The organism is Luteimonas sp. RIT-PG2_3 (genome assembly GCF_054902115.1).
Genome location: NZ_JBUBPF010000010.1, coordinates 15,852 through 30,798 on the forward strand (window position 1 = coordinate 15,852; position 14,947 = coordinate 30,798).

Annotated in this window: 8 protein-coding genes and 1 tRNA gene; 4 read left to right on the forward strand and 5 right to left on the reverse strand. The window is 54.6% G+C overall.

The window, feature by feature from the left end; all coding sequences use genetic code 11:
* Nucleotides 1-47 precede the first annotated feature (47 nt).
* The 4 genes from ACYX7E_RS14745 to ACYX7E_RS14760 all read left to right on the forward strand — a co-directional run bounded on the left by ACYX7E_RS14745 (nt 48) and on the right by ACYX7E_RS14760 (nt 4,690).
* On the forward strand, nt 48-1,121 hold the full coding sequence (locus tag ACYX7E_RS14745) for a DNA cytosine methyltransferase (protein ID WP_462081348.1): 1,074 nt from the start codon (nt 48-50) through the stop codon (nt 1,119-1,121).
* Nucleotides 1,118-3,079, forward strand: coding sequence for an ATP-binding protein (locus ACYX7E_RS14750; RefSeq protein ID WP_462081349.1), 1,962 nt, complete (start codon nt 1,118-1,120; stop codon nt 3,077-3,079). Before ACYX7E_RS14745 ends, ACYX7E_RS14750 begins: the two co-directional genes overlap by 4 nt.
* Before the next feature lies 1 nt (nt 3,080).
* Nucleotides 3,081-4,256 (forward strand): PP_RS20740 family protein, encoded by a 1,176-nt coding sequence (locus ACYX7E_RS14755; protein ID WP_462081350.1) that lies wholly within the window; start codon nt 3,081-3,083, stop codon nt 4,254-4,256.
* A gap of 357 nt (nt 4,257-4,613) precedes the next feature.
* Nucleotides 4,614-4,690: transfer RNA gene (locus tag ACYX7E_RS14760), tRNA-Met, on the forward strand.
* 652 nt (nt 4,691-5,342) lie between these two features.
* Here ACYX7E_RS14760 and ACYX7E_RS14765 read toward each other — a convergent pair.
* The 5 genes from ACYX7E_RS14765 to ACYX7E_RS14785 form a co-directional block, all read right to left on the reverse strand.
* Complete coding sequence (locus ACYX7E_RS14765) at nt 5,343-7,328, reverse strand: RHS repeat-associated core domain-containing protein (protein WP_462081351.1); 1,986 nt, start codon at nt 7,326-7,328, stop codon at nt 5,343-5,345.
* Between the two features lie 560 nt (nt 7,329-7,888).
* Nucleotides 7,889-8,866, reverse strand: coding sequence for a hypothetical protein (locus ACYX7E_RS14770; RefSeq protein ID WP_462081352.1), 978 nt, complete (start codon nt 8,864-8,866; stop codon nt 7,889-7,891).
* A gap of 233 nt (nt 8,867-9,099) precedes the next feature.
* The gene (locus ACYX7E_RS14775; protein WP_462081353.1) at nt 9,100-10,893 is read right to left on the reverse strand and encodes a hypothetical protein; all 1,794 of its coding nucleotides are present in this window, start codon (nt 10,891-10,893) and stop codon (nt 9,100-9,102) included.
* Nucleotides 10,894-11,250: 357 nt separating this feature from the next.
* Complete coding sequence (locus ACYX7E_RS14780; RefSeq protein WP_462081354.1) at nt 11,251-11,817, reverse strand: hypothetical protein; 567 nt, start codon at nt 11,815-11,817, stop codon at nt 11,251-11,253.
* The gene (locus ACYX7E_RS14785; protein ID WP_462081355.1) at nt 11,818-14,937 is read right to left on the reverse strand and encodes an RHS repeat domain-containing protein; all 3,120 of its coding nucleotides are present in this window, start codon (nt 14,935-14,937) and stop codon (nt 11,818-11,820) included.
* Nucleotides 14,938-14,947 lie beyond the last annotated feature (10 nt).

The window sequence follows — 14,947 nt, forward strand, 5'->3', positions numbered from 1 at the left end:
AGAACAGTCTCACGCCGCTGTGAGAATTAAACTAAAGAGACCATCAAATGTTCAAGGACGGCGTTGGCACGGCTGAGCGCGTCAGCACTTCAGAGGCCGACTCATGCCAAGACTCCAAAGCCACCACGGAAGGCTTGCCCATCGTAGTTAGCTTGTTCGCCGGCGCTGGTGGATTGGACCTAGGCTTCAAACAAGCGGGCTATAAGGTCGCAGTTGCCGTCGATTCGTCGACGGCCGCCATCCGTACTCATAAGAAGAACTTTCCGCGCACGCTCTCAAAGGCCGCGGACCTCAACGCACTGGGCGCACAAGGCCTTGTCGAGTTGGTGATGACGAAAGTCCCGATGGGCAGCGACATAGCTGTAATCGGCGGTCCGCCATGTCAAGGCTTCTCTCGGGCCAACAATAGTTCAGGGCCGTCAGACCCCCGCAACGGGTTGGCGGCCCTCTACATACGCATCGTTCGGGAACTCCAGCATCGATACAACGTCCGGTTCCTAGTCTTTGAAAACGTGCTGGGCATTCGCGACAAGAAGAACAAAGCCGCGTATCAGGCAATCCTCCAAGGAATCGAGTCCTGCGGCTTCGAGATCTCGGAGAAGACTCTATGTGCCCTCGATTTTGGTGTCCCCCAGAATCGAAAGCGCGTCATCCTGGCCGGATTGATGGCGCCCGCTAGCGAGTTGAAACTTCGGCGCCGCAACAATGGCCCCAAAACCGTTCGAGACGTCCTGCAAGGACTCCCTCGGCCGACATTCTTTCAGCGAGGACTCCAGCCAGCGGATATCCCATACCACCCAAATCACTGGACAATGGCGCCGAAGTCGCATCGATTCTCTAACCCGTCCGAGACGATCCCAGAGAGTCGGAGCTTCAAGCGACTTCAATGGGATTTCGCCAGTCCAACTGTTGCATACGGCAACCGAGAGATTCACATCCACCCCAATGGAAAACGCAGGTTGAGCGTGTATGAAGCGATGCTACTTCAAGGATTTCCATCCAACTTCGTCCTAGAAGGCAATCTCTCGGAGCAGGTCACCCAAGTATCCAACGCAGTTCCTCCGCCGCTTGGTAGAAGCATCGCGCAGGCTATCTCTAGGGCTATGGAGTTCAAGCCATGAGCAGTTCGGAAGCTGATAGCAATGACACTGCAGCGTTGATTGCGAGCATTCGCGACAGCGTAGATAGTTCGAAGACCGTCAAGACAACCCTCAAGACGAATGAACGCGTTATCGCGCGAGTCACGGACGGCATTTACAGGCAACCTGGCTCAGCACTTCGAGAGCTCATATCCAACGCCTACGACGCAGACGCAACCCGTGTCGTGATCAACACGGATGCACCAAGGTTCCAAAGGATCAGCGTAGAGGATGACGGGCACGGAATGTCCCCAGAGGCCCTCGCTTACCTTGTCCAGAACATTGGTGGAAGCGCCAAAAGGACGCCAAAAGGAGCGTCTCTAGGCATGACTTCCGACGAGGACCAACTACTAAGCCCGGGCGGCAGAAGGCTAATCGGCAAGATTGGTATCGGCCTCTTCTCCGTATCCCAGTTAACGCACTCATTCCAGATTGTCACCAAGACAAAGGATGATCCATTTCGGACTATCGCAACCGTCGTTCTCAGGCAGTTCAGCGACGATGATCCAGCAGGATCCAGATTGGCGGATGGAGAGTACGAATCAGGCAAGGTCACGATTTGGCGTGAACGCGCCTCTGATGTGAATGTCGCGGGCACAACAATCGTATTGACAAGCATCCGCCGACAGGCGCGAGAAGTTCTCCGCACCCAGGAGATTTGGTCAGCCATCGAAGAGGCTGAAAAGTCTGACGAAACCGATGGCATGGAGATCGCCCCCCCGCGATTCCACATTGGACGTGTCGACTCTTCAGGAAACCTCTTTCATCCTGATTCCGATGGCACAAATCAGTCGCTTCCTTGGTTGGCCTCGGATACACCTCCAGAGGCTTTCCGCAAGCTTGTAGCGTCGGTGTGGGAGCAGATTGCTGAGGGCGTGCCAAATCCGAGACTTGAGGACATCTTTGACTACTACCTGCGCATGGTCTGGCAGCTATCACTCTCGATACCTGCTCCGTACGTAGGTGGCCATCTATTCGATAAACCTTCTGCGACTTGGACACGAACTTTCCTGCTGTCAAACGACAAGGGAGAAGCTGCAACAGAGATCACTCAAGAAGGCGCTACGGTCCGAGAAAGAGCGAAGCTTGCCGACAATGACTCGGACAACTTCAGGGTAACCATCGACGGCCTCGAACTGGCTCGCCCGATTAGCTTTGACTTCCTTCCCGAGACAAGTGCAGCACTGGCCATGCCCCTCGTGTTTGTCGGGAAGTGCCACGAGGATTTCAGCAGGGTTCAAGCGGAACTCAGTGGCGGCCCACTTTCGTTTGAAGCCTATCTTTTTTGGTCACCAAAGATCGCGCCAGTAGAGCACCAAGGCTCTTTGATCCGCATCCATGGATCAAGCGGAACTCTGTTTGATCCGACCTTCATGAGATATCAGATTCAAGAGATCCGCCGACTAAAGCAGATCACTTGCGAGATCTATGTGCACCAAGGCCTTGATGGCGCACTAAACATTGATAGAGAGTCGTTTAACAGCGCGCACCCGCATGCCGTCTTCATTACAAAGTGGCTCCACGGCGCGCTGCGGCAGCTTGCTTCCGCGCAGAAGCGCCTTTCAAGCGAGGTTCTTGACGTAACAAAAGCTGCAAGGACTGAGGCCGCGCTAAGCAGTATTGAGAAGATCGCAGCCAAGGCGTGGCAGACCGTTAATGATGATTTGAGTCTGCCGCCAAAGATTCAGATCGTTGAAGCGGCCTCTGATTTCCGCACGGATGGCTCCGAAGCCTACATGTTCTCGAGGACCGCAGTAGTCCCTCCAATGGAGCGCTCTAACACCGCTAATGCTCGCAACCAACGAACTATTGCGGAACAGAAGGTGAAGGCTATTGCTCAGGTACTTGCTGCTTACGGTCTTCTGGACAAGTTGAACCAACGGTCGCGGGAGCAAATGCTCAAGACCATCTTTGAGATTCTCGAGTCCGCAGGAGCCTGACATGGAAAACAGAGAGCAGAGCGTCGGCGAGGGCATTGCTGAAGAGATCTTTGACGCGGCCTTGGTGTACGAAGCACACGAGCGACCGGAACCACGACCATTTCTCCCGTGGCACCGCCCCCGAAAGCAACTGGTTAGGGAGCAACAGTGGATCTACGAGATCGAACAGCTTGTCACCGCCAGCCCGCCAGAGCACGGCGAGATTCGCTATCTGGGACTACCCGGCATTGACTTGCTGGATCTCCGTTGCATTAGGCAAATGATCTGTGACACAAGAGACCTGAAACTGCGCTACTTGGGCTTCAACTCTGGAGTACAGCCGAATAGCCGTGATCACGAGGAGATGACAATATCGGAGGACGAAGTTAAGCGCTCCAGACTGGTTCATGAACTTTCGTTGATTCGTGGAGATGACTTCACGCTACTTGGCCAGAGAAACTCTCTTGCCCAAAAAGCAGCGCTGAGCCACGGGCCGTTTGATGTAATAAACATTGACCTCTGCGACGGCTTCGGCACCCACCCACCTGCAAGGCTAAACGCCACTTACTACGATGCGGTGAACAGCCTTTGTGCTATCCAAGTGAGGCGCACGCGGCCTTGGCTGCTATTCCTCACCACCCGAACTGACCGCCCCACAATCGACGGAGCCGTTCTAGAGTTATTCTTGGAGAAGTATCGGGCAAATCTGGCAGACCATGCGGACTTCACTACCGAGTCAGATAATCGCTTTGGCATCAGCTGCGAAGCGACACTTGCTGAAGCGTGTGGAACCGATAATGGGCACCTGAGAGTCTTCCTTACGGCGCTTTGCAAATGGCTCATCGGAATCGCGCTCGCAAACGCTCCTACTGATGTCAGGCTGAAGAGCGTAGTCGGCTACAGCGTTGCCGACGGCCCCAGTCCGGACCTGATGTCTTTGGCCTTCCTGTTTACTCCTACGGTTGTACCGGGCGAGGATCCGATGCGCCTCGCTCGGGTACCGGATCAGGCGCCTACCGAAGGACTCATGGCAGTACGTGCTCTCAGGCGGGTAAGCGCTCTCCGAGACGCTGACGAAATATTGTCGAACGACGATGCGCTTCAAGCACGGATGACCGACAACATGGCGGCTCTCTTGGCTGAAGCACGATACGATCCAGAGGCCTATCGAGAGTGGGTCCGTAAAGGAGCAGCCTAGGGCGAGTCACGACCATGAAACCGGAGAGTTCTTTCCGGAGCTCAATTCCATTGATGAATTTTCTGAAGCGATGTGCAATGAGGTTTGAAATTCGCTTTAGTGGTTTGACTGATAGTGCCGCATTCGGCGCCAGAACGTTCCGAGCCACTGGCTGCATCTGTGCTATCAGCTCATCTAAGCCGAGAAACCGCTTCATGGCTCCGCCAAACACGACTCCCTGCCAGCGCCTTAGCTAACCGTGGCTACCCCATTAGCGCAAGCACAGGCTTCAGGCCGGCTTCCCGACACTTGGCCTCAAGCCACACATCCTAGAAAATTCGCAGTTCGCCGCGCCCATCCATGCCCGGCACCGTTTACGGCTATGTAGCTCAGCCGGTTAGAGCACAGCACTCATAATGCTGGGGTCGGTGGTTCGAGTCCACCCATAGCCACCAGGCTCCCCTTGGGAATCAATCGCTTACAACAACCCGCCCACTTGGCGGGTTTTTTGTGGGTGCTGGCATGGGGTGTGGCTGGGGTGTCCGGGGTGCGGGGCCGGCTTCGGGGTGGCTTAGGCGTGTCGCCCCCAGAAGCGCGTAGTCGCCCAAATGCAAGGACCGTAGGCCTGGCTTGGCTGATGCCCATCTTGCGACAGGATCTTCTCCACGGTGGTGCCGCTCTCGGCCTGCTTCAGGGCGATCGCAATCTGCTCTTAGGTGAACTCGACCTCTTCATGGCGACGGACCTCCTTGGCGCCTGAGTGTCGCCGAATCCTCTACTTCTGGCTGGTCCAAATTACCGGAAGGAGGTCAGTCCAGAATCAGATTCAATTAACGAATGTCTAATTATCCCAACTCGCATCCGAGTACGAAAATATAACCCCCACGTCAGCCTCATGCGCGCCGGAACTTGAGTCAAAAACAAAATGACTTCCAACTTTTCCAGATGCGGCAAGTTTCAATACTGAACTCGCTATTGACAGAAATCCTTCCGCATTAGCCTTGATAACTACCTCTCCATCGTTAGATCTAATCTCTATGAACGACTTCCCTCTTCCCTTTCCACTTAGCATAGAAACCTCTCCCTGGATCCGTTCTAGTTCTTCATTCATCTTCTATTCTCATCTGAAAGATACACATGACTATTGTGTTCGGCGTCAAAAACCTGCCTTCCTGACGGCTTCGTCGTAGTAACCCCCTCTTCAAAGTTCATATGCGGTGCGCCCGCATGATTCTTTGAGGTCGCGAGGTCAGAGTTCGTCATACGAACCTGCCTTGTACCATCAGCGGATCTGAAAACACCATCCGCGATTTGCTTGTAGCCGTCACCAAGATACGAAGAAGCTGTGTCTAGCGCCTCATCTGTGCCCATTGCAGCCCCATCTGCGGGGCGCGCAGCCCTGGTGGCGTCAGTCACTCCGTTGACGGCTCTAACAGCGTCAGCGGCACTGCCCCCCGCACGCACGGCGACACCAGCGCCAGTAACACCAGGAACAGCCGCCGCTCCAATGTCTGCTCCAAGTGCAGCCAAGTTAGTCCAACTCGGATCCTTTGCCAGCACGTATGCGCTATATGCGGCAAATCCGATGTCCAAAACTATGTCAGCTATCCGCCCATCAGGATCCGTGAACTTATACGGATTGTTGTTCGCATACCGATACCGATGGAACTGCCCCACCGGATTGCTGTACGCCGTCACCGGGTCAACAGACAAGAACAGCCCAATCTGCGGATCGTAGTAGCGCTGCTGCATGTACGTCAGGCTGGTCGCAGCGTCTTCCACGTGACCGGTGTAGCCGGGACCGTCCCTTCCGACCCTGTTTGCCGTCCACCCGTAAGGCTCATACTCCGTCCGCTCCAGCACCGCCCGACTCTGGTCTGTGATCGCTAACGGGCTGCCGAGCGCATCGGTGTGCTGGTACTTTGTCGTGTAGACGTTCGTTACAACGTCCCGTTCCCGGATCGCCACCAGGCTCCCTTGCAGGTACACGTACTCCGCGACCTTTCCCGCCCGATTGTCTCCCGTCATCGACAGACGGCCATCCTGCAGGTAGTGGGTATACTTCGGACCAGTGCCGACCTGGTCCAGCACCCGTCGTCCGTGCCCGTCATAGGCGTAACTAGATCCCGGGCTGCCGCTGTTGCTCCGCAGCCGGTTGCCGTAGTCGAAGGTGTACGTCCGACCGTTCTTGTTGGCAAGGTTCCCCTGCGCGTCGTAACCCAACCCCATCACTGTCGCACCCGCACAACTCCCTGTCTTGACGTTAGTCAGTCGCCAGGAGCCGTCGTAGCAGTAGTAGTGATCACGAACTTGATTGCCGCCGGTCAGCTTCACTCGGGTCAAATTGTCTAACGTGTCATAGCCGTAAGTTGCCGTCCCGAACATTGGCGAGACCACCTGCGTCAATCGATCCAAACTGTCATACGTCATGGAACGATTGCCGCGCCCTCCCGTACGGCCATCGCTGATCGCAGCCACGTTGCCGACCTGGTCATAGTCATAGCCATCATTCAGAATCGCGCTGGACGTGCAAGTTCCGTAGAAGTCGCAACTTGTGTCGGGCAAGCCCCGAGCATTCTGGGTCACACTGTGTTTGATTCCGTTGCCGTAGCTGAACTCCTTGACCCCCCCATTGGGGTGATATGCCACTCCTGTTGCATAGGTGCCCGCTTGGGTTGGTTGACCCAACGCGTTAGGGGCGTAGTTCACATCTAGACCATGCCACGACAGCGAAGACAGATGGCCATTAACGTTGTACGCATAGTAAACAGGCCAGGTGAAAACAGACCCGAACTGCAAGATCTCGCGAGTGAGAAATCGTCTTCGGTTATAGCTGTAGCTATTTGTGGTCCGCTGCAACTCGCCAGCGTCATTTTCAGTAGTAATCGAAGCCTGCAGCCCATCAGGCGTGTACGTCAAAGCTTGGCTGCCTTGACCATCCGGGAAGGCAAGCGTCGCAAGACGATTACGGGCATCATAGGTCCGCACTGTTTTTGCCGCTGCCGGAACGCTGCCCTCGTTACAACTATTGTGACTGGTCAAAGCCAGACTTCCAGCAGACCATGCCAAGTTCCCTGCGCCGTCGTAAGCCATCACGCTTACACCGGTCTCAGGCTCATTGACCTTACAAAGCTCCTGATTCGCGTTGTAGGTGTATCGGCGAATTGCGGCTAAGGGGCGAGGCACCAAATAGGCGCCCGAGTTCGTCAGCGTGAGATTCCCGGTTCCCAGGGGTGACAGGCCATGAACATGAATCGATTTCCCACCATGTGTTTGACGAACCGTTGAAGTCAACGGAAACATATAACGATAAGCTGCCCCAGTGGTCTGACATGCCGTGGCGACAGCTGCCTCACTTGCCAGATTCGCTGTAGCGGCACCTACATAGGTGCCACTACCAACAGCCCCCCCAACATATACGTGCACATTGATTGAGGGAGCGTGGCCTGCTTGACAGGCCCACCCACGCACGAAGAACCCTCCTGATCCATCAGGAAAGGTCCCGTCTACGTAACCTCGGATTTGCGCATGCACGGACGCTGTAAGAAGCGAGCACAGCACAACTACCACCGCTTTCCATCTCGACATCTTTTGCATAACCACCCCAAATCTTAATGAACGGTACCGTGCGATTCATGCACGACCTCGGCACACTAATTCGGCCCAGACCGCATCAATTCACGTGGCTTGCCAAATACGTCTCGACTGATGTCTGTGACACCACCTCCAGGAGCCGTGACTCGGATCGGCCATTCCGTGACGGGTCGGTCATAGGCCATGTATTCGGTTGTCGTCTGAAATCCACGGGGGTTTGTGACCTGCAATTTGAATCCAGGCAGGTAGGAGGTCGTCGTCGTCAGCTGCCCGGTTCCTTCCCAATCCTGCCTGACGATCTGCACGCGTCCAAGCGCGTCGTACGTAGTATGCATACCGATGTTAGGAGGAGTTCCATCTGCAACAGGGTAAGAAGTAAAGATCAAACGACCGTCATGGTCATACGTGTTTCGAATCAAGCGACGTGTTTCCGTGATCTGGCTAGTGTCGTCCTCTCGGACGATGGATGGACGCCATAAAGCATCAAAGTAGACCAATTTTCTACCAGTTCCGGTCGTAGTTGTCTTTCGCCAGTGGCCCGCTGGAATCCCGTACTCCGCAACGGAAATTTGCTCGAACAGAACTATCGTATTAGTCCAATTTGATGCATCACACACGTTTGCCTGAGTCTCTGATGGATAGATGATCTTCGCGATCCGCCCCATCGGATCGTACTCATAACAAGTCTTTGAACTTGTTTCATCCGTGACGGACGTGATCCAACCGTTGTTATCTGCGACGGCAGACTGGATTGCACCCGCTGTCGCCTCGGGGGTCGCCGGATGCTGGATCATCTGCGGGATGCCCCGCTTCCAGCTAGAAAACGCCGTGACGTTGCTGTTGCCGTCCTTGACCGTCGCGACGGTACCGTTCGCGTTGTACGTCAACGTCTGCTGTAGCTTGCCAAACGCATACGTCTGCAGCGGCAGCGCACTGGTCGCATCATAGGTAGTCGCGTACTCGACCAATCCCGTATTGGTGTTCGTCGACGACGCCACCTGTCCCAACACCCATTTGCTGGTGTTGTCGTGGTACACGATGACGTCCGTGCGTGTGTACGTCTGTGCGCTAACCAAGCCGGACAATGACACCAAGCCAAGTGACGTAACCAGCACGGTGATCCGCAGCCTATCCATTTGTTGCCCCCAAGAGTCCTATTGATCTCCACAACGCATCACGCTTGTGATCATCGACCTGATGCAAACTGACCAGCATAGTCATACCGAATGGCTCGCCGCAGATGCACTTCTGGCTACTGCCGGCCATGCCGTCAAGGTGCAGGCGCACTGCTTCTAGTGATCCGCACTGGACGTACAAAAGCATCAAACTGTTCGGCACTCCAAGTGAAGCCGACTCCATCCCGGTATTCAGTCACACTCTTCAGCGGCCGATGATAAGCATCGTCGTAACTTTCCCCGCGCACGGTGGGGTCAAATCCTAATCGCTTCGGGAATCCAGACGCACTCAGTTCATATGTGTACGTCGTTCTACTCAGAGGCGAAATCGCCCCGGATGCGAACCGCTTTGTTTGCAACAGCAGTCCGTCGTCATAGTTGAATGTGTTTCCATACTCATGGAGTTCGTATGACCCGTCCGGGTTGACGATTTTTGTCTCAGTGAACTTCGGGCTCGGCGCACCACTCGTCCGATATCCATACTTCCATACGCGATCGGCAAGCCCTGGGCCGGAAATCTTTTTGTAGGTAAGCCCTACAACATCGATATAGACCGAAAAACGCTCTTGTGAGACATACTGAGCAACGCCAGTATCAACATCGACAATATTGCTCAACGTCCAACACTCAAAAGGCACATCCCATCTTCTGAACATCACCTTTGACAACCCAAAGATGGCCGTTGCACCCGAAGGATTCTTTACCGAATAGCCTTTACTGTACGATCCAGCGCCAGCGGTGAAATCTGGATTTGTGTACTCACTGTCCCGAGGGTCGAATGACCCATTGCAGCCCCCTCCCCTGATTGCATAGAACTTGTAATTATTCAGGTCTGCATATTGCCATGTGCTGTTATCTGGATTAGTTACCAGAGACAGCATTCCCGGCTCATGGACACCAGGCGCCACAACACCGGAATATTGATAGGCCCAAGACCTCCCATTGGAGGTTACCAATGAAATTCTTCCCGAAGCGTAGGAAACGTCAATCCTTCTCCCATCACTTGCGATGATCGAAGTGGGCGCTATCGAATCATTGGGACCATTGCTATACGTGTACTCAACCGTGTTCCCATGCACGTCTTGTATCTTTGATACATACAAGGAGACCTGCCCCTTGTTGAAATTGTCGCCACTGGCATGGATCCCACCCTCTGAAATCCAAGCGCCCGGACTTATATAAATCCTGCTATCCAACGCCATCCAATCAAACCAGTACTTTGTTCCTTCTTGATTGACCATCAAGAAGCCTTCCACACCGGTCTTGTTCTTGATGGTCGAGAGACACGAAAAGTAGCTATTGTCTTTAGTCAACCAGAAGTACGGGCCGCCCGATGAAGGCGCCGGATAAACGCTATCATTGTATTGAAGCGTACGACTGGCCGAACCCGGGATATCAACCCTTGGCGCGCCCCAATATATGCGCACCTTGCCCCAGTAACTCTCTGCAGGCCGAATGCGGGACTTGCTTGAAACCGAACAGTTCTTGGTTGTTCTGCCAGGATCAGATGTAGTCCATCCATCCGCCAGATCATACGAGACCGTTATCTTTGGGATGGCAACCTCCCAATCAAGCATCACTCCCTTCCTTCTGTCACTAGGATCAGGAGGGACAGTCGGATCAATGACAAAGTCGCGCTTTACGCGAGAGAATTCCACTGGCAACTTATCGTTTCCAGGTAGAGAAACATCATTGACGAATATTTGGAGCGATCCGGTCTGTGGCGAGAACTGATCACCAAAGTCAGTGTTACTGACTCGCGGGATGTCGCTTGGCGGCTTCGCAGCAAGATATTGCAGATAGGCTTTTGGTGTTGCTTGCCCCCAAGCATTGGCGAGCACAGACAAACCCAGAACGACAACAGCCCCTTTAATCAACATCCTTGCCATACTTAACTCCATCCACACGGGCTACAAACGGATTGGAAGAACCGCACGCAAGGCGACTGAACGAGCGTGACATACTCATTCTGGCTAGCGGACTGCGGCATCAACGACGGAATCGGGCCACCAGATGCTCTTCCCCAGCTTCTGGCGCATCGCGACCATGAGTATGGTTTAGATCAAGACCCTGCTGTCAAGTACGAAAACCTCAAATATTGACGGAATCGACTCAGGCGTCTCCGGGCGTGACAAAAAGCTGAAGGCACTGTCGCCGGCAATAGCACCGAGACGACACACCAAGCCGGCCTTCATGGGCGATCAGGAAAGCCTACCCTGACCGCTGTTTTCCCATTAAATCCCTGCTCAACCATCGCTGACTGTGCCAGCGACGAGATCATTCACGTAGCGGAGCATGGGAAGATTGGCCGAAGAATCATCCAATCCGAAGTCGCTAGTCATTGCCATAACTGATCCCATCTCGCCACCAAATTCCTTCATCACTGAAAGCAAGAGCGAGGACTCTCCCCCGACAACTGTTAGATCTGAGTCACCCCATACCGCCCACTTTTGGCCAACACCAGCCATGAAGAACTCTGGCAAGTACCTATCGCTGCGAAGAAAGTGCGCGAGAACTTCGTCCAGATTCAAGCGAACGACGAATGGCTGCTCAACCTCCATCACCACACCACCCGTGAGGGGATCAGGCGATGCCACGAAGGCAAATTCCTCCCTGTACGTTCTTCTGATCTCATCTATGAGTCGACGCCAAACACCTTCCGGCAAACGGGTATTGCCCTGACGATCACGATTGAAAGCTAAAGCCTTCCAACCTCCAGGCTTCAGCGGAAAGCCTGGGAAGATCTGAGGTTGGAAAATGCTCTTCCGCCACTGCTCCACCAAAAAGATGCTAAAGGGGTTACACCTGGTCATTCATCGCTCCTTCTGCTCCGGATACCGAATGATGTTCTCAGCCCTAACTTTTCCGTCGGCATCTTGAATTTTGACGGTCCGATCTCCTTGATACTGTCCACCCTTAGTCGATGTATGCGATTCAACCTTTCTTCCATCTGGGAGCTGAACTACCGTCGTCTTGTCGTTCTCAACCAAGACTTTCGAGCCCTCAACTCCCCGTGCGGTATCGATAGCAGCATCCGCGCCTGCCGCACCACCTTCACCAACCTTGACCCCATCTCTCCCTGCTTGCCCATCAGCAGGAACAGTGCCTCCCATGATTGCGTCAACGGCATCTTGACTGGCGGATTCAGCTGACTCGTTCGCCACTGAGAAAATTGCATTCTCAAGCAACCTTCGAGCATAGAAAACACCAACCGTGCCGTAATCCACCACCACCTCAAGAATTGAATGGCTTGTACCCGTGCAGCGATTCTCGTCGCAAGACACGGCCCGCCCATCCGGATCCGTGAACTTATACGGATTGTTGTTGGCATACCGATACCGATGGAACTGCCCCACCGGATTGCTGTACGCCGTCACCGGATCTACAGACAAGAACAATCCAATCTGCGGATCGTAATACCGCTGCTGCATGTACGTCAGGCTCGTCGCAGCGTCTTCTACATGACCTGTGTAGCCCACACCATCCCTGGCAGCACGATTGCCGACACGTCCGTAAGGTTCGTACTCGCTGCGTTCGACGACAACGCGACCGGCATCAGTGATCGCGACCGGGCTACCAAGTGCATCGGTGTGCTGGTACTTGACGACGGCAGTACCACCTGCAATCGGAACTTCGCGGGTAGCCACCAGGCTGCCGTTCAACAAGATATGGTCGACATCCTTGCCGGTCCGCTCGTTACGCTGGAACCGCAAAGCGCCATCCTGCCCATAAACGGACCGCAGCACCCCACCTGAATGGAACGAACGCACACGGCGCCCGTGGGCATCATAACGATAACTCTCGACCCACGTGGACCCCTGCATGACCAGCCGCAAACGATTGCCGTAATCGAACGTATAGGCAAGCCCATTCTTGTTCGCCAGGTTGCCCTGCACGTCATAGCCCAGCCCAGTGACGGTGGCTCCCGTCGTGCAACTGCTGGTCTTGACGTTAGTCAAGCGCCATGCGCTGTCATAGCAATAGTGATGATCACGTGCTGCCAGGTTCGCAGTAGCGCCTACCTGCACTCGGGTCAAGTTATCCAATACATCATATGTATACGTCGCGGTCCCGAACATCGGCGACACAGTACCCGTCAACCGATCCAGCGCGTCATAGTTCATCGTCCGATTGCCACGATTACCAGTCCGACCATCACTGATCGCGGCCACATTGGCATTGCCATCGTAATCGTAGCCGTCGTTCAATACGGCCGACGCATTACATGTACCGTAGTAGTCGCAACTTGTGTCGGGCAGTCCCCGTGCGTTCTGCGTTAGCGTATGAACGATGCCATTGCCATACGTGAACTGTTTGATCGCGCCATTGGGGTGATACGTCACGCCAGTTGCGTATGTCCCAGCCTGCGTAGGTTGCCCCAAGGCATTGGGTGCATACGCAACAGGCAAGCTAGACGGATAAGTATGGGCAGACAAGTACCCGCCCTGGTTGTATGTATAGCCAATCGAACGACTAAACTCGTTGGTGTCGTTTTGCGTTTCTAGGTTTAACAATCGGCGACGATTGTATGCGTAGCTGTTGACAACGCTGGAAGCGCCCTCAGTGTTCCTTGTAGTCACTTGTGCCGGCAGCCCATCAGGTGTGTAGTTCCACGTCTGATTGGCATTCAAGTCCGGGAAAGCAATCGTCTTCAAACGATTCCGCGCGTCATACGTGCGCGTCGCCTTCCGGACAGTGATCGCTGTATCGACCCCCGTCGCATGACAGCCTGTGAAAGTGGCAGGCAGTCCAGATGCCGACCAGCTGAGATTGCCAGCTGCGTCATACCCCATCAAAGACACACCAGTCTCAGGCTCAGCAGAACGGCACAACTCCATCGAGTTGTTGTAGGTAAAGAACCGATCCAACCTCAACGAGTTAGCATGATTCCGCCTGGCGACCCTTGTTACCTTGCCGAAGGTGTTCCTGTAAATCTCCGTCGCAGTATTCGCGTTGGTCGTCATTCCAGTGGGGAATTCCTGCGTCGGCCGATCAAATGCCATGTACTGCGTAACAACCTTCATGTTGTTTGGCAGCGTGACGCGTGTCTGAAAGCCGGTCAGATACTCGGTCTGAGTGGCCAGCTGAGGAATCCCCTCCCAGTCTTGTTTATCGAGCGTGTTTCGCCCCAATGCGTCATAGGTGGACCAGGTCCCGGTAGTCGGATTGCTGACGGCGCTTGGATACGAGGCAAAGGTCACGCGACCATCATGGTCATATGTGAAACGCTGGAAGCGCTGGGTCGTCGCTTCTGCTGCAGTGTCGTATTCACGCGTGACCAGCGGGCGCCACAGCGCATCGAAATACGTGACCTTGCGTCCGTTGCCAGTGCTGATGGTCTGGCGCCAATGCCCTGCAGGAATTCCGTACTCACTTGAAGCGACGGGCTCGAAGGCCTGCACTGTGTCATTCCACGCACCCGTTGGCTCCAACGGATAGATGATGCGCGTCAGACGCCCCATTGCATCGTAGGTGTAGTTGGTCGCAAATCCGTTCTCGTCAGTGACGGACGTGATCCAGCCATTGTTGTCTACAACCGCAGACTGGATACCCCCCGATGTTGCCTCGGGGGTCGCCGGATGCTGGACGGTTTGCGGGATTCCCCGCTTCCAGTTGGACAACGTTGTGACATTGTTGTTGCCGTCTTTGACGGTGGCGACGTTGCCGTTCGCGTTGTACGTCAGCGTCTGCTGCAGCTTGCCAAATGCGTACGTCTGCAACGGCAGCGCACTGGTCGCGTCATAAGTGGTCGCGTATTCGACCAGACCGGTATTGGTGTTCGTTGACGAGGCCACCTGCCCCAACACCCATTTGCTGGTGTTATCGTGATACACGATGACGTCAGTCCGCGTGTATGTCTGCGCGCTGGCCGCGCCAGGCATCAATGCAGCACCAAACGCGCCGACTAACGCAGCGATTCGGAACCTATCCATTTGTTATCCC